Genomic DNA, 22867 nt, shown 5'->3' with positions numbered 1-22867 from the left:
TTATTTAAACGCGCTCATTAAATTAAGTTTGATTCTGCTAAGCTTTAACGCTACATTGGCCTCAATAAGTAAATTTCAAGAGCAACCTCGCGATTTAACCACTTTGGCGCCTTTTATGAATCCTAACTCTCCTCCTCTTACCCCAGCCTTGCTGATAGCTTACACTCAAGCCCTTCTACCTTCTTTATTAGAGGTTACAAAAGAGGCAACCCCATCGCCCAAGCTACTCAGGCTACCCAAACTACTCTGGGCAGTTGAAGATAGCCAGCAAGCTGATAGTCTCAGCCTACTGCTGCAAAAACAAGACGAGCAAGAGGTCTTTGCTATGAATAGTCATGCTGATAAAGAGGAAAATGAAGAGAACAAGACTGAAGAGAATAAGGCTAAAAAGAACAGAGTTGAAAATAGTATAAAACCAGATATTGAGATAAGCACTTTAGCCAAGCTTAGTCATCAGTATAGTCCTCAGCGTTTTGAGCTTGCCTGCTTTTGGCTACCTACGATGTCAGCCGAGCAGTTGCAGCAATTTATACCGACTATAATGCGTTATAGGGATCTGTACGCCGCTCATTTGCTAATCGCTGTCAAGGATAAGATAGACCTGCGAGCGTACGGATTTATGCCGTTCGATATCTTAGGCGATCAAGCAATTGACACAGCTATCACAGCCATAGACTCTCCTACGGCTGAGCGTCTGCTACCAGCAGCCTCTTCTTTAACCCTTTGGCAGTTTAATCTGTACGATTATAAACGCCTGCCCAATTGGCTAAATAGTAAATACTGGGCCAATCCTGAAAACTGGGATAAGCATCGCTGGTAAAAAATAACAATGGCTCTAGTTTATCTATACGCGTTATCGATAATCTCGCTGAAATTAAAAAATAAAAACTTATACGACTAAGTTGTCTGACACATGCTGTAATACTTACCGAACCTTGGTATTATTTACAGTAATGCTACTTACACAACGTAACATTGATTTTATGATAGACCTCAATGACCTAAGTTTATTGTGCGATATATAAAACAACAAATAAATTACCTATTTAGGAGCTTCAAATGTCACAACTTTCTTCTTTTAGTAACCGTTTTGCCAAAATGACTGCGCTAGCTGTCTTGTCTAGTGCGGTGGCCTTAACTACAGGTTGTGCCACCAAACGCGCTACCTCTGAAGTCGTCGTCGCGCCTTTAGGTATCCCTGGTGGTCAAGGGGTTTATACCGGTGCGGTCGTAGTCGATAATCCTGTAGCCGTAGTCGATGCTTCAGACAATATGGAAGCGGTCGTTTATTTTGCATTTGATAGTAGCGAGATCACCGCACAAGCTGCCAGCGTACTGAATCAACACGTCAGCTTATTAAACGCAAATCCAGGTACACAGGTGCTAATCGCAGGCCATACTGATGAGCGCGGCAGCCGCGAGTACAATATCGCTTTGGGTGAGCGCCGTGCACAAGCTGCACGTAATTATCTAGCAGCGCAAGGCGTCGCTGCCAATAATATCCGTATTATTAGCTACGGTGAAGAGCGTCCTGCAGCAGCTGGTAACACTGAAGAGGCTTACGCCTTAAACCGCCGTGCTGAGCTGTCGTACTAATAGCCAGCTTACTGGTTATTAGCCTATTCTCATCTCATTTCGTATTTTGACTTTGACCCAGTAATATCAGTATTACTGGGTTTTTTTGTATTCTACAATAAGATTAGCTAAGGATTTTTGCGCTTACTCCTTCATACCTGCCATAATAATACGCTTATGATTATTAATAGTATTCACTCGCCCTTATGATCTTACTGAATGACATTCACTATACGCAGCTTACGGCGACTCATTATTGCGCTATTGCTCGCTTGCAGCCTATTGGCACTCGATTATGGAGAGATCATTCGACTGCTCTCACACCTGTTACTCTATCTACTAGCGGCTTTGATCATGACTCATTATCTTCGCAGACGTTTTGTATCGTGTCGCCCTCTTATAACCCAGCCAGTGACTTCTCTTCGTTAGGTGCTACAAAGCAAGATTTATTAAATAAAAAAATTAAGCGTCAAAGTCAACGTACTGGCGTGCGCTTACTCTTAAATAGATTACTCGCTGAGCTCGGCATAGCAGATACGCTAGACGAGTCGGCGTTCCCCTATCGACTCAAAAACCATCGCCATTATGTGTGCTTCAGTCATTCGGCAGATACAGTAGCCGTCGCTCTGAGCTTTGACAGCGCTATTGGTATAGATATTGAGGTAAATAGCGTGGCATGGCAAGTCGCCAAACGCTTCTATCATCCCAGTGAAATCGCTATGCTCGAGCAGCTGTCACTCGATAAACGCGATTATCTGGTCAGGTTACTATGGCAAATCAAAGAGAGTTTGATCAAAATCAATCAAACAACACTCGCAGCAGGTTTAGGTCGCGCTGACCTAACGCTAGTTCAGACGCTTATCGAATATGATAGCGCTGATAATAGTGCTGACAATATTATTAAGAATAATAGTTCTGCTCGTGAGCTATTTATAGAGCTGAACCAGGACGCTCAGCGTAGAGTAGCTTATATTTCAAACTATCAGACGATAGTAGTATTCTGATATAACCAGTATTTAGCGTAATATTCAGTTTAACTAACGCTCTTACCCCATTTAAGCAAACTTAAAACACAAAAAAGCGATCCGAAGATCGCTTTTTTTTATTAGAAAGATTCAGTCTTTAAATTAGAAGCGGTAAGTTGCACCAACTTTAACGATTGGGAACCACTCTAACCAGCTTTTATCTTCTAGATCTTTTTCAGCTTGACGCGCTGCATCTTGCGCCGCTACTACATTTCCGCCTTCACCAGTGTAACGAACGTTTGCATCTACTTTGCCCATATAAGCTGCACCTAGTTCACCAAATAAACCAAAGTTATTAGTGATATTAGGACGGAAGCCTACAGTTAAGTAAGGGGCTAACTTGTTACGGTGCTCAATACTACCTTCTAGGTTACCAACGTTATCACCGCCAAAATCTTCAGCTAAAGATTGGTCAAGAGTTGCATTACCAGCATAGAACTTGTTGCCATCAATACTGTAGTAACCTTCACCTTCAGCATTTGCACGAACATCAATATCGTTATCAGGAACGATGATACCAGCACCCACAGTAAACCAGTTCGCTGCAGGGCGCATCTGTACGCCTAAGTATGGGTTGCTAAAATCTGTATCTACGTCATAGTTGATGTCATTTGCATCGAAGTCACCGCCGAATAGGTCAGCAACGTCGCCACCTGCCCAACCGGCTTGTAGTTCAGTAGTCTCGTTGATGCTCCACGCGATGTTTGCGCCATAACCTAAGCTACCAATCTCTGCACTAACAGCAGCAGGGTTGATTGCTGTGTTAAATAGAGTCTTAGTTGTACCAACGACTGCGCCAGTAGTATTGCGGATGATACCCGCATCTTGGTTATACTGATAAGCAGGAGCAGCTACTGGGTAAGCAACCGTATCATTATCATCTACAACAACGATAGGATCGGCAGCCATAGCAGCAGTTGAGCCTAGAATAGCGGCAGATACTGCCGTAAGTTTAATAAGTTTCATCATTAATCTCCTAAAAATATGAAGTAGCTTGCCCACAGTGAATGACGACTTAGCGTTTTTACAAACCATCATTTTGTTGAGCAGATTAAAACAATTTTGACTCTAAAAGTCATCCCCTAAGAAGCGCTTTTTGTTTGCCATTATGTAAAGATTACGTAGGTATTGTAATTATTACCGTTACACTCTGTCATAAAGCGCATTAGTGTTACAAGATATGTCAAGACAGAATAATTAGCGTATCAATATATCTAGTAAATAATAACTCATCATTACAAAGCGAGTAACCTCGCTAATGAGAACAACGTTTAAAAGCGTAAATAAACGTGGTATCGGTAAGCTAAAAACTCTTAATGACATATCTAAGTAACTGAATACTATTTTGGCTTATTATAATATTTTAAACAGTGTAGCTTATATAACTAATTACTACAGTTTGTTGTGTTATGTGAAATGATGTATCTTAGCGAGCCATAGAGACAAATTGAGTAGTATGGCTGGCTGCTGATACCCTGCCTAGATTATGAAAATAGTAAGCTATACTCTTTATGCAAAACGAGATTAGCGAGTTGCCTGCTGAGCAATCGCATGAATGACACCCCTTAACTATCGAGCCAATATTATGCCTAAAGTATCATCTATTACTCGTGTATTAGAGATTGTAGAAGCCGTATCTTATGCCCAAAGACCGCTCTCACCCCTTGAGCTGTCAAAGGATTTAGACATTCCAAAACCTACTATTCACCGGTTGATACAGACTTTGGTCGAAGAAGGGTTTATTGGAGTGGATATAGGAGGCGGAATAATACCAGGCAAGCGCGTACGTAATCTGAGTATAGAGCTGTGGCAACAAAAGCAGTTCTTTCAGGAGCGGCAGTTGATACTACAAGGATTGGTGGATGATATAAAGGAGAGCTGCGGCATCGCTGTACCGCATCAGATGAGCATGCTATATACCAATCGCGTACAGACTGATCGGCCTATCCAGATCTATTTACCAGCCGGCTCTCAGTCGCCAATGTGGTGTACCGCAACGGGTAAGCTCTATCTTAGTCTTCTGCCTACGCAAACCCGTGCGAAGATGCTGCGACAGCTCCCACTTGATAGGTTTACTGAAAACACCTTTACCGATGTTGATGCTTTAACTGCTGAATTAGACACTATCGCGAAGTCAGGCGTCGGCATAGACAACGAAGAGTTTATCTCTGAGGCCTTATCAGTAGCCGTGCCTATACTCGATAAGGACTCACGCTATTTGGCATCTTTATTTGTAAATGCACCTACTATCCGCGTCTCTTTAGAAGCGCTTCAGACACACGTACCCAGACTTAGAGTCGCGGCGCAGAATATCCAAACGCTGTGCTATGAGTTTGAAATGAAATGATCAGCGGATGTGGCTATCACTCTGTAACGGTACTCTAATAAAATGTGCTCACGTCTTTACGCTGTTAAGGCAGTACTGATGGATCATGAATAGCCATAATGCTCGAGAAGTCCTTGTCACCATGCTCGCCAGTATGAGCGCTATACAGCTGCGCGGCTCGCTGTGCCATTGGCGTGTCGACCTCAGTCTGCCTAGCCGTTTGCAGCGCAAGGTTTAAATCCTTTTGCATCAGCTTACTCATAAAGCCGCCTTGATAGTGGTGGCTAGAGGGGACATTATCCATCACTTGCGGATAAGGGTTGTAGACCTCTAGTGTCCAATTGCGCCCTGAGCTTTGTAGCATAATATCCGAGAGTACTTTGGCATCTAAGCCGTTTTTGACGCCGAGGTTTATCGCCTCTGCCGTGCCTGTCATTAAGATACCAAGCAGCATATTGTTGCAGATCTTAGCCACTTGTCCGGCGCCGTGCTCGCCTGCATGAAAGATATTTTTGCCCATGGCGGTAAGGATAGGTTCGGCTCTAGCAAAAGCCTCAGCTTCGCCGCCTACAATAAAAGTCAAACTACCTGCTATTGCCCCGCCGGTGCCCCCTGATACTGGCGCATCCAAAAAGTCTATACCAAGCGCACTTGCCGCAGCTGCGACTTGCCTAGCGTCTGCTGCAGCAATGGTGCTACTGTCAATCACTAAGGTGTCTTTAGCAAGATGAGATAGCAGTCCTTGTTTCTGTTCGCCGCCTGCTTGCTCTTCATCATTCTCGCTACTTCCTAAATACACTGATAGCACATGCTCGCCTGCGGGCAGCATACTAATCACTACTTGCGCATTAGCAGCCGCTTGCTGCGGGCTATCTGCCACCCTAGCGCCTGCTTGCTGTAGACGCTCGGTCGCAGCCAAAGATAAATCATAGACGCTCAGCGCGTAGCCTGCGCTTAGCAGGTTCTGTGCCATTGGCGCGCCCATATTACCTAAGCCAATAAAAGCGATGTTAGGCTTTTTGTCCTTGACTGACTCACTTGCGTTTGCAGTTTTATTCATTCCATCATTCCTTGATGTCGTTATCGGTTATTGACTCAATAAAGTCTAGCGTACATGCTGCGCGCCTAAAGCATCAGCGGTAAGCCAATCTTGCAAGGGATGCTGATAAGGGGCATAAGGGTTGTCGAAATGCGACTCAATATACGCTTGTCCCTCAGCGCTTAGGCAGTCCGCTAAGGTGCGTGACCACTGCGGCGCTTTATCCTTATCAATGAGCAGCGCGCGCACCCCTTCTCTAAAGTCAGGATTGGCTGCGCAGTGCACGGCGACATTGGCTTCTAAATACAGCACTTGCTCTAGTGATAAAGCGCTGACTTTATAATACAGCGCATAAGTCAAAGCGGCGGTTACTGGGCAGCCGTGACGATAAGTTGCCAGCGCTTTTTGTGTCCATTTATCGGCAGCAAAGTCAGCATCAATCTTAGCTAGAGCGTCATCGTTTTGTAGCAGATGATCAATCTCAGCTAACCCGCCACTATTCATAAGCTTATTAATGGTTTGCCAATATTTGGCCAAATGACTCTCAGGCAGGTCAGTCGCTGGCTGTGCCGCTAAAGCGCGACTAGCAACACTTGGCAACCTACCAAAGCCTTGCTCCATCTCCGCGCGCCAATCGGCAGCTTTTAGGCGCTCAATGATAGATTCATAGTCGCCACTTTGGGCATAGTATTCAGCCAAGTTACCAATGATGGCGTCGCCGGCATGGCACATAGCGCCGGTCAGACCTAAAAACAGCCCTGTATGAGCAGGCATACGCTGCAAGAACCAACTACCAGAAGCATCAGGGAACAGACCTATGGTAATCTCAGGCATCGCAAAGCGAGTACGCTCGGTGACGATACGATGGCTACAAGCTGCCATCAGTCCCATACCGCCGCCCATAATAATCCCGTCACCCCATAAAATCAGCGGTTTGGGATAAAAGTGCATTTGCCGATAGAGGCGATACTCATGACCAAAAAACTCGGTTGCATAAGGATTGGGCAGTGGTGCAGACTCTGACATACTGTCGTAAAGCTTGCGAATATCTCCGCCAGCGCAGAAGGCTTTGTCACCTGCGCCTTTAAGAATGATGGCGACTATTTGGCTGTCCGTCTGCCAAGCTTCGAGCTGCTGTGATAACAGTTGACACATCTCAACGCTCAAAGCATTAAGCGACTTTGGGCTGTTTAAAGTCATAATGCCAAGCTGATGACCGCAATGCGTCTCTTGGGTCTCGAAAAGTACTGCAGCTTCTTGCTCTGGAGAAGCAATGCTTTGATTATTAGATTGATTATTTGTGCTCATAAAACGACCTATGAAACTTTATAGAATTTAAAAACGGGCTAGAAAAGGCTGCTAACGCAAAGAGCTAAGAGCGTCGTCTTGCAACATCTGCCGGGATACGATGACGCGCATGATCTCATTAGTCCCTTCTAGTATTTGATGCACGCGCAGATCGCGCACATGACGCTCAAGCGGATACTCGTTGAGATAACCGTAGCCGCCATGCAGTTGTAACGCTTCATTAGCGACTTCAAAGCTCAAATCGGTAGCCAAGCGTTTTGCCATGGCGCAATAAGTTGCCGCTTGCGGGTCGTTGTTATCAACTTTACTAGCGGCCAGATAGATCATTTGTCTTGCGGTTATGGTTTGCGTGAGCATATCGGCAAGCTTGAATTGTACGGATTGAAAGCCTGCTATTGGCTTGCCAAACTGCTGGCGGTTTTTGACGTAGCTCGTCGCCGTTTCAAGCGCGGCCTGCGCTGTGCCTACCGCACAGATACCGATATTAATACGCCCGCCATTAAGACCTTTCATGGCGATGCTAAAGCCTTGACCTTCAGCACCTAATAAGTTGGATGCAGGGACTTTGACATTGTTAAAGCTAATAGTACGCGTCGGCTGCGCTTTCCAACCCATTTTATGCTCGTTTTTACCATACTCAATGCCGTCGCTTTGGGCATCGACTACAAAGGCAGAAACGCCCTTAGCACCTGTATCACCTGTGCGCGCCATGACGACCAACACATCAGTTGACCCCGCCCCTGAGATAAAGGTTTTCTCGCCATTGAGGACGTAATAATCGCCTTGTCTATCCGCCTTGGTGCGTAAGGACGCCGCATCAGAGCCTGCATTTGGCTCTGTCAGACAATAGCTGCCTAACCACTCGCCATTGACCATCTTCGGCAGATACTGCTGGCATAGCGCGTCATGACCATACTCTCCAATCATCCATGACACCATGTTATGGATGCTCATATAAGAAGCCACCGCAGTGTCGCCCCAAGCTAGCGCCTCAAACACCATCGCTGAGTCCAAGCGCGGCAAGCCTAGACCCTCATAATTAGGATTGGTATAAAGGCCTAAAAAGCCAAGCTCTCCTGATTTTTTGATGACCTCAATAGGAAAGTACGAGCTGCGATCCCATTCAGCAGCGTTGGGTCTTAGCTCTTTTAATGCGAACTGACGAGCGCTGTGCTCAAAAGCTACTTGATCGTCGGTTAGGGAAAAATCCATGCAGTTATCCTTAAATAGTGCGGCAAAATGTAGCTTACAATACAGCTTACATTGAGATGGTAGTATTGACTTTGCCCCGGCTTGCTTCATCATCGAACCAGCGCGCGGTGACTGTTTTGGTTTGCGTATAGAACTGCACTGCTTGCTTGCCATAAGGTCCTAAATCGCCAAGCTTGCTAGCGCGTGAGCCTGAGAACGAGAACATAGGTAGCGGTACAGGAATCGGTAAATTAATACCGATTTGACCGACCATGACGTCCTGCTGGAATTTATGCGCCGCCGCTCCTGACTGAGTAAAAATAGCAGTGCCATTACCGTTAGGATTATTATTAATCAGCTCAATAGCTTCATCTAAGCTACCCACGCGCATGATACAAAGCACTGGACCAAAGATTTCTTGTTGGTAAATCTGCATCTCACTTGTGACATGATCAAAGATCGTCGGTCCAACGAAGTTGCCTTTCTCAAATCCTTCGACCTGAATACCGCGACCATCCAGAAGTAAGCTTGCGCCTTCCTCGACTCCTGTATTAATTAAATGCTCAACGCGAGCTTTTGCCGCAGGCGAGATGAGCGGGCCTAGATCTTTGTCGTTCTTACCTGCAGAGACTACTAAAGTTTCAGCTTTGGCTTTGATGTCATCGATCCACTCGCCTGCTGCGCCGACCAACACCACAACTGACAAAGCCATACAGCGCTGTCCTGCTGCCCCAAAGGCCGCGCCTGCGAGCTGGTTTAGCGTTTGCTCTTTATTGGCATCAGGCAAGATGACGCCATGATTTTTGGCGCCCATCATACACTGAGCGCGTTTACCTGACCGACTTGCGCGCTCATAGACATGTTTGCCAACTGCGGTAGAACCGACAAAAGACACCGCCTTGATGTCAGGATGATCGCAGATAGCGTCAACGGTTGGCTTGCCGCCATGCACGACGTTCAATACCCCTTTTGGCACGCCCGCCTCTACTGCTAGCTCGACTAAACGCATAGTCACCATTGGATCTTGCTCAGAGGGCTTTAAGATAAAGGTGTTGCCCGTGGCGATGGCCATCGGGAACATCCATAGTGGAATCATCGCTGGAAAGTTAAACGGCGTGATACCCGCGCATACGCCAAGCGGCTGCCAAATGCTATAAGTATCTACATCTGAGGCGACGTTTTCGACAAAGTCGCCCATTTGCAGGTTAGCGATACCCGCCGCATGTTCGACCACTTCTAAACCACGAAACACATCACCGCGCGCATCAGCAAGGGTTTTGCCTTGCTCGGCGGTTAGAATTTGCGCAAGCTCATCCATGTGCTCACGAATGAGTGCTTGATACTTTAAGAAGATACGCGCACGAGTGGTGATAGGCGTTTTGCGCCAAGTCGCAAATGCAGCTTTGGCAGTGGCGACGGCTTCGTTGATCTCATCATCGGTGCTTTGTGGTACTTTAGCAATGATGTCTTGAGTGGCAGGATCAGAAATATCAATCCATTCGCTAGTGTTAGATTGGCTGAACTCACCATTGATGAGCTGTTGAACATGATGCATAAGATATCCTTATCTTGTTTGAGTCATCACAAAATATATTATGAAAGATAGCGATTGAGCTGTCAGTGAAGAGTAGATTAACAATTTGATGGTCATCGACTATAACAACAATGTCAAATTAAGGTCAAGCGCTTTAAGGCATCTGGCTGTGAGTGAATACAAATCGCTTGTTAAACTAAAAAAAAGCCCATGAATACTCATGAGCTTTTTACGAGCTGATAATAGACTTATCATTCATCAATAAAATAAACACAGCCACTTAAAGCAAGCCGATTAGCCTTTATTCTGCTCGTTATACTCGTCACGCATGACTTTTTTATCGTGTTTACCGACTGAGGTTTTAGGCAGATCATCGAAGAATTGAAACTCACTCGGGATGCCATATTTAGGAATGATACCTTTAGCAACCGCTTGCTCAGCAACCGCTATAATATCATCAGCAGTGGTGTCTTGATGGCTCGGTTTGAGAACGATCAGGGCTACCGGACGTTCGCCCCATTTTTTATCAGGGACGCCAATGACCGAGACATCGGCTACTGCTGGGTGCAGCGACAAGATAGTCTCAATCTCGAGCGAGGATATCCACTCGCCGCCTGATTTGATCACGTCTTTGAGACGATCGGTGATTTTGAAGTAGCCGTCTTTGGTCATATAAGCGATATCTTGAGTGTGCATGTAGCCGTTTTCCCACAGCTCAGTACCGGCATCGTCGTTTTTGAAGTAGCTTTGCGTCAGCCAAGGCGCACGTAGCACCAGCTCACCAGTATTGTCTGCGCCTGTACCAACTGATTTATTATCGGTACTCCACACTTGCGCATCGACCATCATTACAGGTTTGCCTGACATGCAGCGGCGGGTGATATCTTCATCAACACTCATCTCAGGCTCATCGATAGTGAACTCGGTCAGACCAATGAGCGGCGCAGTCTCTGACATACCGTAACCTGTGTAGACTTCGATATCTTGCGCGAGAGCCGCTTTGGCTAATCCTTCGGTCAATCGCGAGCCGCCGATGATCATTTTTAGACCGTTAAAGCTCTTATTGCGATCTTGGGCTTCTTTTAGCACCATTTGTAGTATCGTCGGAACACAATGCGTAATGCTGACCTTTTCATTGATGATGAGATCGAGCAAAGTATCAGGCGCATAACGACCTGGATAAACTTGCTTGAGACCTGTCATCGTCGCAGTATAAGGAAAGCCCCACGCATGCACATGGAACATCGGCGTCATCGGCATATAGACGTCGCCATAGCTGACGCCTTGCTTATCTGGGAGCATTCCTAAGGTTGCCGCCTCCGCCATGCTGTGCAGTACTAGCTGACGATGGCTAAAGAAAACGCCTTTAGGATTACCTGTGGTACCTGAAGTATAAAAGGTAGTGGCGATAGTATTTTCATCAAAATCTGGAAACTCAAACTCATCACTGGCATCTGCTAATAGCGTCTCATACTCACCAATGACGCGGCTTTGATTATCACCGAACACCCCTTCAACTGTGGTGCCATTATCATCAAGCCAGATAATGTGCTCGATACTGGAGTTTTCGAACTGATAGTCTTTGACTAAAGGCGCAAATTCAGAATTAAGCATCAGCACTTTTGGTTTGGCGTGATTAACCGTATATAGCACCTTTTCAGGCGACAGACGAATATTCACCGTTTGCAGCACATATTCAGACATCGGAATCGCGAAGTAGGACTCAAGATAGCGATGACTGTCCCAGTCCATAACAGCGATGACGTCCCCTGCGTCCAGGTTAAGACTATCTAAGACATTGGCTAGGCGGTTAATACGGGTAAAGAACTCGCTATAAGTAAAGCGTTTTTTGTCGGCATAGATGATTTCTTGGGCTTGCGAGACCGTCTTAGCACGGTTCAATAGCTGCTTGATAATCAGCGGATAATCGTAAGCAGACGGGGCGCTATGATAAGCATTTGACATAAATCTCATTTCCTTTGAGGGTGTTCGTTATTTTCGTGTCTTAACATGGCTTAGTAATTCAGTTTGCAGGTTTTGGCCATTTGAATACTAATAATTTCAAATCAAGATACGCTTAATACTAAAAAAATTTAAATGCGCTGTAAAGTGAGCTTGCGTAAGTGGTAGGCTAACAAGCGATCATAGCTGTATAGGCTAAGCAGCTTTTGACTTGGTTTTTATCATGCCAAAACTTGCAATCAGCAGCGCTAATACTTGTACGAATAATAGCAGCCATACCGTAAATTGCCATTGCCCATAAGCATAAGCTAGACCGCAAAGCCAAGCGCCTACCGTGCCGCCTGCGTAATAGAATAAATAATATAGCCCTGAGGCTAGCGAGCGGCCTTGTTTAACATTGACCGCGATATAGCTGATGGTCGCCGATTGAGTCACAAACACCCCTGAGGACATCACCCCTAGACCGATAACGATCAGCCATAAAGGCGTCGCTAGCGTCAACAACACTCCAAGCATCGAGATAATGACCGCCACTATAATCGTGCGCGCTGAGCCAAAGCGGCGCAATAGAATAGTCGATAGCGGCGTAATGATCACCCCTATCAGATAAACGGCAAAAATATTCGCAAGTGCGCCGGTGCCGAGATTGTATGGTGTATCAGCGAGATATAAATTAATAAAGGTAAAACAGCCCACCAGTGAAAATAGCACGCAAGCGCCAAGTAAGCAGGCGGTGACCACGTAACGATTGACTAAGTGCGAGCCGAGCGTCTGTATCGCCGAGCGAAAGTTTGGATTGGCCACAAACTGCCGCGACGCAGGCAGCATCTTAGTAACCCATAAAGCGCCAAGTAGCGTCATCGCCGCCATCACATAATAGCCTGCACGCCAGCCGATCAGCTCATGCAAATGCCCCAGCAAAAACCGGCCCATAAAGCCGCCGAGTACAGAGCCTGATACATAAAACGACATCAGCTCTGTGACCGCACGCCCCTCAAACTCCTCGCCGATATAAGCAATCGTCACCACCGTGATACCGGGTACAGACAACCCCTGCAAAAACCGCCAAACCCCCATCCAGCCGATGCTCGGGCTTTGAGCGATAAGCGCCGTTGGTAGCGTCAAAAACAATAAAGCACCAACAATAAACACCTTACGGCCGACAGCATCAGACAGCATGCCCAAAAAAGGCGACATAATTGCAATCGCCAGTACCGTCGCGCCAACCACCATACCCGCCTGTACTTCCGTGGCAGCAAAATCTGTGATAAGCACTGGCAAGATAGCCTGCACAGAATAGACCTGCAAAAAAGCAAACATGCCGATAAGCCCCATGGTCAGCTTTAATACCCACGAAGGCGAATGGTGTGGCGTGTTTGCGTGATATGCTCTCTCGCCGTTTGAGTGGTGAGCGTCGGCGACGTTGCGACTTGTTGTATGATGTATTGGTTTCAAAATAGTGCTAACTGTATTGGACGCTAAAAAGCGTAAGTAAAAAGAAAGTAGCGCTCTAGGTATTTTAATTACCTACTAACCCTTAGCGCTTATTAATTAATGAAGCACTATAGCACAAGCGATATCGGTTTTAAGGGCACAAAATGTTATTGATACTTATCACCTAGGCTCTCAAGTGGCTCGGTGTTCTATCTGAGTATGGACATTCTTAAACGTCCAGCAAAACAACGTCCAACAAGTCCTAAGCTTATACATCGCTCCCTTTGACATATTAACTATTAAAACCTACTATAAATCGGCTTTTATCAGCTTACTCTCTTGTTAAGATTGACTATTAAGCAATGCACTGAACTTTTTAAAAGACAACTATCAAAAGACAACTACTATGATAAATTGCCTAACGCGTTTGAGTATAGCTACAATCATAATAGCTACCTACGCGCTACTGTCTACAGCGCCTGCTTCAGCTAAGATTGCACTAACAGAAACGACACAGACAGTGCCAACGCCAACCTCAACGTCGGTAGCATCGCTCAACCAAGATGTAACTTGTATTCCTGACAGTGCAATTAGCGCTGATAATTTAAGTCAAACAAAAAATAACGGACCCTTTAACATTGCTAGCAAAAAAGTACCACGTGAGTTAGTAGACGGCTTTGGCGGTGGCACTATTTACTATCCGACTAACGCTAGCAACTGCGGACGTTTGGGCGCAATTGCTGTGATACCTGGCTACGTCTCTTATGAATCGTCGATTAAATGGTTGGGACCCCGCCTAGCTGCTTGGGGCTTTGTCGTGATTACAATGAATACCAACTCTATTTATGATAGACCCGATAGCCGCGCTAAGCAGCTAAGCCATGCTTTAGATTATGTAATCAGCGATAATACCGTAGGCAATATAGTAGATCCTGATCGCTTAGGGGCAATTGGTTGGTCCATGGGCGGGGGCGGCGCGCTCAAACTAGCATCTACGCATAGCAACGTACGCGCCATTATGCCACTCGCCCCTTATCATGATAGAAGCTATGGTGAAGTAACAACGCCGACTTTTGTTATCTCCTGTGAGTACGATGTTATTGCGGCTAATAACAAGTATACCAATTTGTTTTATAAACAAGCGACAGGGCCTAAGATGAAGATTGAGGTCAATAACGCCAGCCATCTCTGTCCAAGTTACCGCTTGAATGAAAAGCTACTAAGCAAGCCTAGTATCGCGTGGATGCAGCGTCATATCAATGGCGATACCCGCTTTGATCAGTTCTTATGTGGTCGAGAAGACTATAGCATAAGCCCGCGTATATCGAATTATGATTACGCTGACTGTCCGTAACTGACTTACATACTTGGCTTGTATGTTCCCTGTACAACAACAGTTACCGTAGGGATAAGTCTATCTAATTAAGCGTATTATGGTTCCCGAATGAATAAAAAGAATTATTCAAAAACCACTTAAAAGACTACTTTTATACATTCGTGAACGTCATTCACTATAGAGGCTTATATGTCAGAAGAATTTAAAAAAGATCAGATACATGACCTAGGCGCTGGGTTTTGGAACATTAGAGGCTCTTTTGTCAGAAATGGTATGGTCGATATCGGTAATCAATCAGCGCTCGTTAAGCTAGCATCAGGGAAGTTTATTTTGCTAGATAGCTATACTTTAACTGGTGAGGTGCGCGAGCAAGTGCTGGCGCTGACCAATAATGGTAAAGATATTGAAGCGGTGCTCAATGTACATCCTTTTCACACTGTACACTGTGCAAAAGTCGCCAAGGATTTTCCGCACGCTACTTTTTATGGTAGTGCTCGCCATCATAAGCAGGTACCCGAGGTCAACTGGAGCGAGGATTATGTAGAAAGCGAAGCTGTAGCCCAGCGCTATCCTGAGCTTGAGTTCTCCTTACCAAAAGGTATTGATTATATCTCCTCTAACGACTCCGTACATTCAGGCTCACTATTGGTTTATCACCCTGCTAGTCAAAGCATCTATGTCGACGATACCTTTGAGATACCGCCATCAAAGAAGTTTAATGATGTGCAAGCCGGTATCAACCTACATGCGACCACACTTAAAGCATTAAAAGATGAGCCTGATGCTGGCAAAGCGTACTGCGACTGGGCGACAAAGCTTGCTCACGAGTGGCGAGAGGTGCGTAACTTTTGCGGGGCCCATTCTGGTCTAGTCGTTTTTGCAGAAGGTGAGTTTGAAGCTGCATTGCTATCGAGAATTGATAACGCGCGCGCTGATTTAGAAGCGGCCTCTAGCCAGACTTAATCGAAAGGCCTAATCGATATGCAGTTACGGCAACTGTAAAGCTTGGGACAAGTTACAAAAGTTGTGTAACGATACTAGCGGCTTGAATCCATTACTATTTACTAGTGACTTGTTTATCAAACGATGTACTATCATAGAGTTTACAATTAAAATTATTAACATCATTGAGGAGAATAACCATGGCAGAAAAGATACATGATCTAGGGTCAGGGTTTTGGAACATACGCGGCGAGTTTCGCATCGGCGGCGTTATCAATATCGGTACGCAGTGCTCGCTTGTCAAATTAGAGTCCGGCAAGTTTATCTTCTTAGACAGCTATAAGCTGACAGGTGAAGTGCGCGATAAAGTGATGGCATTGACTAATAACGGTCAAGACGTCGAAGCGGTACTGAACGTACATCCATTCCACACGGTTCACTGCGCACAGATGGCAAAAGATTTTCCGCAAGCAATCTTTTATGGCAGTACTCGCCACGCCAAACAAGTGCCTGAGGTTGAGTGGAGCGAGGATTTGGTTGAAAGTACGGCAGTCGCTGAGCGCTATCCTGAGCTTGAGTTCTCTATGTCGCAAGGCATCGATTATATCCATGCTAATGAGATGATTCATGCCGGCTCGTTATTGGCTTATCATCCTGCGAGTAAAAGCCTACACGTCGATGATACCTTTATGAGCCCTCCTTCTAAATTGCTCGAAAAAATGTTGCCAGAGGTGATGCTGCATCCTACTACCAAAAAAGCGCTTAAAGACGAGTCTAATGCCGGCAAAGAGTACTGTGACTGGGCGACTCAAATTGCTCATGACTGGGACGTACGTAACTTCTGCGCCGCGCACTCTTACTTAGTCAAATTTAAACAAGGCGAGTTTGAAGAAGCGTTACTTAAAGCCGTAAATAAGGCTCGCCCTAAGCTTGAAAATGCTTAAGGAAGATTAAGTTTAATAAAAACCTCTGCATTTATAGATGCACAGTAAAGATAAGGAAAAACTATGGCAAAACTAGAGTCCAATATCGAACTAGAAGCTGCGGCATTTCGCCGTTTACTTGCTCATTTAGATGAGCGTAAAGATGTACAAAATATCGAGCTGATGAACCTTGCTGACTTTTGTCGCAACTGCTTGTCCAAGTGGTATAAAGCGGCTGGCGAGGAGCGTGGTATCGACATTGACTATGAAGACGCTCGTGAGCTGATCTATGGTATGCCCTACTCTGAGTGGAAGCAGAAGTATCAACAGCCAGCCACACCTGAGCAGTTAGCGCGCTTCAATGAGCTTGAAGCGGCTAAGAACAAAGCAGAATAGGATTACGAGATACAGCTCAAAATTTAAAATAGACGAAGCCGCTAAATTAGCGGCTTTCTATGGATTTGAGTATACTACTAAACCCTACCGTACCTTGTTTTTGCATCTTGCGATCAAGCAAGCGGCCGATCAGGGGTAATGGTATCACTAATCGACCTTCAGATATCCATGTTACCTGCGTAGTACCATCGCCTAAATCTTTTAAATCTATGCTTCCTTTGCGGTGATCCACTTTAACAGGTCTGGCTTTTTCAATCTTGTACTGCATATGAGTCGGACGCTCAAACGCCGTAATTCGCTCCCAAAATTTGACTGGCCCCGTCTGAATGATACGTAAAGCACCAACGCCGTTACGCTCGTCATCGCCTTTTGTTAGTAGCTTAGCCGTCCCTACCGCTTTGAATAATCCATAACTGGCATGATCGCTTATGGCTTCAAACACCTCATCAATCGGTTTATTTACGGTACGCTCTACTTTTATTTTAAACATCGGATTATCTCTTTTATGGGAAATGAGAAGCTATAGTCAGTTGAAAATAAAACTGTTATATAAATTTAAACGCGCTACTGGTATAAATTTTACTTGCGTGCTGCGTTCCCAGAGGCTGCGCAAAATTCATCCCAGTAGCGCTATGCGCTTTTTAGAGTGCATCGACTATATTTAGGCTAGTTATATATTGTTATAGCACAACTTTTACTACAAAGCAGTACGCTATTACATGATATCGCTGCTTATATGCATCCAAGCTAGATGTTTTATCGCTTCTGATGTTTAGCACGAATACTGAATTAAGATAACAAAGCCTTTAATTCAATTTTATTATTAATGATATCAGCTAAAGTATAGCCCTCTAAAACGCTAACAAAAGCAGTAAGGGCTTCAAAAAACACCCCCTTTAATCGACATACAGGACTGATGACGCAGCCTTGCTTTATAACTGATGAGGCCTTGTTAGCTATCTCATCAGCCGTTTCATCAATCAAGGTTATCGGTAAGCCTTGTTGCGTCGTGGCATCAGTCTTAGGTACAGTTGCTGCAAAGCACTCAACCAACGCAAAGTCCGGCTCTATCTGCTTAATGAGTATACCTAAATTGATATTTTCAGGCGCACGGGCAAGCCTGATACCGCCATTTTTACCGCGGATCGTCTCTATATAACCCAATTGACCTAATTGATGAATAATCTTTGTCAGATGGCTTCTCGAGATATCATAGCTGTTAGCAATATCACTGATGTTCGCTAAAGCCTGCGGCTCAGGCTTTACGGCTAGATAGATTAAGGAGCGCAGCGCATAATCACTATAGTTCGTCAACTTCATGGGCAAATGCTCCTTAACAATTCAAATTCAACCAAACAAACCATCTGGTCTGGGCTTGGACAATATCGGTAAATAGCTGATGCAAAATAGTACAAAGCAGCTAATCCAAGCGCCTTGCGCAATCATCACCCATAATAAGTAATGTTCGACAGCGATAATAGGTAAAAATGCGCGGCTGACAAATACTAATACCATGAGCGCAAACATCACATTGACCATCTTTGGCGGCTGATGAATATTGCGCCCTGTATGCCCTAGTGATACTCGCGCCATCATCGCCAGTGTCATCATACCAACGCCAGCGATAGATAAAGCGTGTACCGCCAGACTGTGACTAAAGCCAAGCCAAGGCTGCAAAGCGTATAAGATAAAGCTCAAACACATGCCAAAAAACGCTAAATACAATGACCAAAGTAAAGGCTTTTGCCAGATCTTTGGGTGATACCAACCGGCTAAACGTATGAGATTGACTATAGCGACGCCAAGAGCAGTGATAGTGAGCAGATATTTATTAGGATAAAATAGATCAATGATAAAAAAAGTCAAGAAAAAAACCAGACTCAAGACATCTTGCCATTTGCTATTGCGCACTTTGACATCAATACCATCATGGGCCAATCCGCGCTCAATAAAAAACGGTACCACGCGCCGGCCAATCGTCAACACCAAGCCGATAATTAGATAAAACCCTAAATACACCCCTATCTTAGTGACAGTCATATCATTAGCAAAAATGCCCCAATAGCACAGTCCGTTGCCTAAGGTGAGTAGCGCAAGTTTGGCCAAAATCCCCATTTGCTTGTATTGCTTAACTTGCAGTACTGCTCGAAACACTACCCATGCCATTGAGGCGACAAACAACATATCAAATATAGCCGCTAATAGTAGTAGCCCCGCACCAATATCTAGACCTAAGCCAAAGGCCAACCAGCTCAAGCGCGCGATTAACCAATAGCTAAAAACAGCTAGCAGCTTATAGCCATAAGGCATCTTCACCCCAGTCCAAGTCTGCACAGCGGTCAATAAAAAACCTGCGACCACGGCTAAAGCATACCCATAAATCATCTCATGACCATGCCAATACAGCGGATTCAATGTCTGCGCGGCGATATCAGTATGACCGGTAAAAACGAACGCCCATAAAGTCATGATAAGTACTGCAAAGACTGCCGCCCCACTAAAGAAAACGCGAAAACTAAGATTGAGAATAGGATGCGGTGAGCTTGGTGGCTGCGTCGGTAATTTGATTGCTTGCATAGCGTTCAGCTTATGATTAGTGATTCATTTAAATAACTGTTATTTAAGATTCATTTTAAATGAATGTTATAAGTTATTCAATGTCTGTCATTCTTTTAATACGTGAGAAGCTAGCTAGAATTTTTAAATCACAAAAAAGAGCCTCCTAAATGGTAGCTCATATATAGCACTCAATGAAATATTCTTAATTATTTATATTTGTACTACAGAAATTATCAATGAGATAACAACAATCAAAGTCACATACTTTCTAACGCTAAAGTATTTAGTGGTGATGATACTCGCTTGATTAAGTCCATAATCAATGAGTAGTAAGCTGATAAACCCTATCACTAACAGCCAAATAAAAGCCGCTGTCGATAACAGTAAAAAGCCAAACCATAATACCAAAGTTATCAGGTTACTCAAGATAGGCAACCTTGCAGCCCAAGGGTTATCGTCCGCTAAAGCCAAATGATTACCCCACTGCGCCCCAGCCATAAAGGTGGCAATCACTAAGCCGTAAGTCGCTAGAATATTGCTAGTTTTTCCTAAAGCTAAAACACTATCGACTCCTACTATGAGTAAGATGGCGCAAGCGATAAAGGGAATGCTACCGGCAAAGGTTAGATAAGGACTGAGTTTTTTCATGATTGACAACTCACACTACATATTAGAATTCATTATGACAGCCATTTATCCATAAACTCGCCATTAGGATCATGCTGCTGGGTTTGTTTTTTTAGATTGAACTGCCTAGAGCCGCGAGGATCCGCCCCTACTCCTGCTAAGTATTGCCAGTTGCCCCAATTGCTCCCAACATCATAATCGATCAGCTGCTGCTCAAAGTAGGCTGCGCCATAACGCCAATCAAGACCTAGCTCATGAATAAAACAGCTCGCCACCAGCTGCCGACCACGATTCGACATATAACCAGTGTGATTGAGCTGGCACATACAAGCATTAATAATTGGATATTTAGTCTCACCATTTTGCCACTGCGCTAAACGCTGATCATCATGACGCGTCGAAGGTCTATAATCGCCAATACCTTTAAATAAAAATAAATCTTCTTGATGCTCTATGGCATACCAGTAAAAATACTCACGCCACAATAGCTCAAACCAGATCCAATAAGTTGAGCCATTGGCCACGACTTCGCGCTCGTACTGACGCAGACGATTGAGCAATACCTTTACTGATAGTGTGCCATTAGCAAGCCAAGCTGAGAACTTCGTTGAATGCGTCCACTCATCCAAAGCGTTACGGGTGGTTTTATAGCTGCTTGGGGCGTTAGAAGCAAAATAGCTTTTTAGATGATTCAGCGCAGCACTTTCACCGCCTTGATATTTGGGTTTATCTTTTTCGTCATTAGGATTTGGTTTGTCAACTGAGGGTAATTGCAGAGCATACTTTGACTCATTAATCAGTGCTTCAGGCAATGGTGACAGCGATCTTGGGGTTTCGGTTATTACTAAATCTGTTTCAGCTTTGAGTAAATCTTGAGCATATTCGACTTTTTTACGAAACTGAGTAAAGCTTTGCGGTAGCTCTTTGGTCGGCATTATAGGATACAAGGTGTTGATCGACTCACTATGCCAAGCAATATTAGTATACTTAGCGCGCAACAAATTATAAACGTTTAACTGCGCATAATCGGCACTATCACTGACAAAAATATCGCTCACTTGCTGCTGCTCTATGAGCTGGCATAACTGATTAAAAGTATTGGCGCTTGATTCTTTATCCGCTTGTCGCAAATACAGTAATTGACTCCCAAGACTCTGCAAAGACCTGTCTAAATCGATCAAACTTTCATTGATAAACTGCTGGCGGGCATGCCCAAGCTTATCGAAATGATAAGCCTGACCCCAAGCCTCTTGATTGAGTGCCTCAGTCAAATCGACAGCATATACCGGCAGTAGATAACCTGACTTAAGGTTGCCTGATTTGGCCTGCTCAGCCGCTTTACTCAATGTCGCATTGTCATGAATACGCAAATCGTTGTGAAATAGCACCATTACTACGTTTTTATTTTGCTCATTAGTCATATCTAATCTGCCATTTGTAATTGTACTTAGCTATTACTAAACCTTAACTAATAATAGTTACTGTTAAGAGTAACTATAATGTGATAAAAAATAAGATACAGTATATGGCGTGTTAAAAGCGGGCTTAGTATTGGCGAATAGTTTTAAATATAACGACTAGATTGACTTCCTCCCCTCCCTAAAGTGAGGGGATTCCTTCTGCAAGACGGTCAAGCCCGACCGCAAGGATGTTCTTGGCGGCATTGATATCTCTATCATGCCATGTGCCACACTCAGCACACCTCCACCCTCTTATTCCAAGATCTGCTCTACCTTTCGGACTACTATCGCTTATTTTAAGGCAGTGCGAACAGGTTTGGGTAGTGTAACTCTCATTTACTATCTCAAGCTGACAACCTGCATACTTGCATTTATATTCCAGTTGTCTTTTGAGTTCAAACCATCCTGCATCGTATGTTGATTTAGCTAGGTTGGTTTTCTTACTTGTGAATGAGCGTGATTTAACATCACCAACCACAATCAAAGCATTGTCTTTAACAAGCTTGGTGGTGAATTTGTGAATTGCATCTAACCTTGAATTTTTGATTTTGGCGTGTATTGCTTTGACACGCTGTTTGTTTTTCGCTCGTTGAGCTATTGCAAGCCTTTCAGCCCACTTTTGCGTTTGTTTGGTTGTCAGCTTGTCACCGTTTGATGTGGTAGCAGATTCCTTTAAGCCTAAGTCAATACCAACGCTGCCCATCCCACTTACTTGTCTAGGAAAATCTTTGACGGTAATACAGGCATACCAACGATTACGGCTGTCTTGCACTATCTCAAGCGTGTTGATTTGATACAGGCTTAGGTTGTAGCTATCAAAGACATCTATGATGAGCTTTTGACCCTTAGAGAGCGATAGCTGTATGGTTGATTTAAGTGCTTTCTTTCCCGTTTGTCTGGTGTGCAGATGTTTGATTGCTGACTTTTTAAAAGGAATCCAACCTAAACTTTTTCGCTTGGCATCGGGTCGGTTGGTTCGCCAATTTAGTTTGGCTTTTTTAAACTGCTTACGAGATTTGGTATGAGTTTCGTTTATGGCTTGCAGAGTTTGTGAGTGTAAGCCTAATAGTTCGCCACTGCCTTTGGTGTATTCGTTTAGGTCGTAGGCACTAAAGAATTTACCTGTTCGCTTTAGATGCTCAAAACTTAACGCATTAACATAGTTCCACGCATAGTTAACACTCCCAGCTATTTTGTTTAGCTGGTTTACGTGTTTGTCTTTGATGCGTA

Annotated in this window: 21 protein-coding genes; 8 read left to right on the top strand and 13 right to left on the bottom strand. The window is 44.6% G+C overall.

Features of this window, described 5'->3' with window-relative positions:
- Nucleotides 1-115: 115 nt before the first annotated feature.
- The 3 genes from W234_RS14205 to W234_RS14200 all read left to right on the top strand — a co-directional run bounded on the left by W234_RS14205 (nucleotide 116) and on the right by W234_RS14200 (nucleotide 2579).
- Nucleotides 116-820: a DUF6231 family protein gene (locus W234_RS14205; RefSeq protein ID WP_156923982.1), complete on the top strand. Its 705-nt coding sequence runs from the start codon at nucleotides 116-118 to the stop codon at nucleotides 818-820.
- Nucleotides 821-1059: 239 nt separating this feature from the next.
- Complete coding sequence (gene pal / locus W234_RS0109125; protein WP_392397021.1) at nucleotides 1060-1596, top strand: peptidoglycan-associated lipoprotein Pal; 537 nt, start codon at nucleotides 1060-1062, stop codon at nucleotides 1594-1596.
- A gap of 185 nt (nucleotides 1597-1781) precedes the next feature.
- Nucleotides 1782-2579 (top strand): 4'-phosphopantetheinyl transferase family protein, encoded by a 798-nt coding sequence (locus tag W234_RS14200; RefSeq protein WP_025646553.1) that lies wholly within the window; start codon nucleotides 1782-1784, stop codon nucleotides 2577-2579.
- 123 nt (nucleotides 2580-2702) lie between these two features.
- Here the strand turns inward: W234_RS14200 and W234_RS0109115 are convergent, their stop codons facing one another.
- Nucleotides 2703-3566 carry a hypothetical protein gene (locus W234_RS0109115; RefSeq protein ID WP_025646552.1) on the bottom strand — a complete coding sequence of 288 codons (864 nt, stop codon included), beginning with the start codon at nucleotides 3564-3566 and terminating at the stop codon, nucleotides 2703-2705.
- Between the two features lie 619 nt (nucleotides 3567-4185).
- Between W234_RS0109115 and W234_RS0109110 the strand changes: the two genes are divergently transcribed.
- On the top strand, nucleotides 4186-4947 hold the full coding sequence (locus W234_RS0109110; protein ID WP_025646551.1) for an IclR family transcriptional regulator: 762 nt from the start codon (nucleotides 4186-4188) through the stop codon (nucleotides 4945-4947).
- A 64-nt stretch (nucleotides 4948-5011) separates the two neighbouring features.
- On the opposite strand, the gene mmsB is transcribed toward W234_RS0109110, so the two are convergent.
- The 6 genes from mmsB to W234_RS0109080 form a co-directional block, all read right to left on the bottom strand.
- A complete protein-coding gene (mmsB, locus tag W234_RS0109105; RefSeq protein ID WP_025646550.1) occupies nucleotides 5012-5986 on the bottom strand; it encodes a 3-hydroxyisobutyrate dehydrogenase in 975 nt (324 codons plus the stop codon).
- A 45-nt stretch (nucleotides 5987-6031) separates the two neighbouring features.
- Nucleotides 6032-7273: an enoyl-CoA hydratase/isomerase family protein gene (locus W234_RS0109100; protein WP_025646549.1), complete on the bottom strand. Its 1242-nt coding sequence runs from the start codon at nucleotides 7271-7273 to the stop codon at nucleotides 6032-6034.
- Between the two features lie 51 nt (nucleotides 7274-7324).
- Nucleotides 7325-8485, bottom strand: coding sequence for an acyl-CoA dehydrogenase family protein (locus W234_RS0109095; protein ID WP_025646548.1), 1161 nt, complete (start codon nucleotides 8483-8485; stop codon nucleotides 7325-7327).
- Nucleotides 8486-8531: 46 nt separating this feature from the next.
- Nucleotides 8532-10019, bottom strand: a complete 1488-nt coding sequence (locus W234_RS0109090; RefSeq protein WP_025646547.1) for a CoA-acylating methylmalonate-semialdehyde dehydrogenase — start codon at nucleotides 10017-10019, stop codon at nucleotides 8532-8534.
- A 273-nt stretch (nucleotides 10020-10292) separates the two neighbouring features.
- Nucleotides 10293-11963 (bottom strand): fatty acid--CoA ligase, encoded by a 1671-nt coding sequence (locus W234_RS0109085; protein WP_025646546.1) that lies wholly within the window; start codon nucleotides 11961-11963, stop codon nucleotides 10293-10295.
- A 192-nt stretch (nucleotides 11964-12155) separates the two neighbouring features.
- A complete protein-coding gene (locus W234_RS0109080; RefSeq protein WP_025646545.1) occupies nucleotides 12156-13295 on the bottom strand; it encodes an MFS transporter in 1140 nt (379 codons plus the stop codon).
- Nucleotides 13296-13800: 505 nt separating this feature from the next.
- Between W234_RS0109080 and W234_RS13885 the strand changes: the two genes are divergently transcribed.
- From W234_RS13885 to W234_RS0109060, 4 genes are all read left to right on the top strand, one after another.
- A complete protein-coding gene (locus W234_RS13885) occupies nucleotides 13801-14748 on the top strand; it encodes a dienelactone hydrolase family protein (RefSeq protein ID WP_025646544.1) in 948 nt (315 codons plus the stop codon).
- 171 nt (nucleotides 14749-14919) lie between these two features.
- Nucleotides 14920-15693, top strand: coding sequence for a hypothetical protein (locus W234_RS0109070; RefSeq protein WP_025646543.1), 774 nt, complete (start codon nucleotides 14920-14922; stop codon nucleotides 15691-15693).
- Between the two features lie 179 nt (nucleotides 15694-15872).
- Nucleotides 15873-16616: a hypothetical protein gene (locus W234_RS0109065; protein WP_025646542.1), complete on the top strand. Its 744-nt coding sequence runs from the start codon at nucleotides 15873-15875 to the stop codon at nucleotides 16614-16616.
- Nucleotides 16617-16679: 63 nt separating this feature from the next.
- Complete coding sequence (locus W234_RS0109060; RefSeq protein WP_025646541.1) at nucleotides 16680-16991, top strand: DUF1244 domain-containing protein; 312 nt, start codon at nucleotides 16680-16682, stop codon at nucleotides 16989-16991.
- 46 nt (nucleotides 16992-17037) lie between these two features.
- Here W234_RS0109060 and W234_RS0109055 read toward each other — a convergent pair whose 3' ends face one another.
- The 6 genes from W234_RS0109055 to W234_RS0109030 form a co-directional block, all read right to left on the bottom strand.
- Nucleotides 17038-17481 (bottom strand): SRPBCC family protein, encoded by a 444-nt coding sequence (locus W234_RS0109055; protein ID WP_025646540.1) that lies wholly within the window; start codon nucleotides 17479-17481, stop codon nucleotides 17038-17040.
- Nucleotides 17482-17780: 299 nt separating this feature from the next.
- Entirely contained in the window at nucleotides 17781-18311 is a 531-nt protein-coding gene (locus W234_RS0109050) for an Rrf2 family transcriptional regulator (RefSeq protein ID WP_025646539.1), read from the bottom strand.
- Between the two features lie 27 nt (nucleotides 18312-18338).
- Nucleotides 18339-19568: an NnrS family protein gene (locus W234_RS0109045; protein ID WP_025646538.1), complete on the bottom strand. Its 1230-nt coding sequence runs from the start codon at nucleotides 19566-19568 to the stop codon at nucleotides 18339-18341.
- A gap of 192 nt (nucleotides 19569-19760) precedes the next feature.
- Entirely contained in the window at nucleotides 19761-20198 is a 438-nt protein-coding gene (locus W234_RS0109040) for a DUF3429 domain-containing protein (RefSeq protein ID WP_025646537.1), read from the bottom strand.
- 32 nt (nucleotides 20199-20230) lie between these two features.
- Complete coding sequence (locus W234_RS0109035) at nucleotides 20231-21598, bottom strand: DASH family cryptochrome (protein ID WP_025646536.1); 1368 nt, start codon at nucleotides 21596-21598, stop codon at nucleotides 20231-20233.
- Between the two features lie 178 nt (nucleotides 21599-21776).
- The coding region (locus tag W234_RS0109030) for an RNA-guided endonuclease InsQ/TnpB family protein (protein WP_025646535.1) at nucleotides 21777-22867 on the bottom strand (1091 nt) is incomplete at its 5' end.

The sequence above is a fragment of the Psychrobacter sp. TB15 genome (genome assembly GCF_000511655.1).
GTDB lineage: Bacteria > Pseudomonadota > Gammaproteobacteria > Pseudomonadales > Moraxellaceae > Psychrobacter > Psychrobacter submarinus.
Note: the sequence above shows the minus strand (reverse complement) of the source record. Positions and strands in the feature narration are given on the sequence as shown.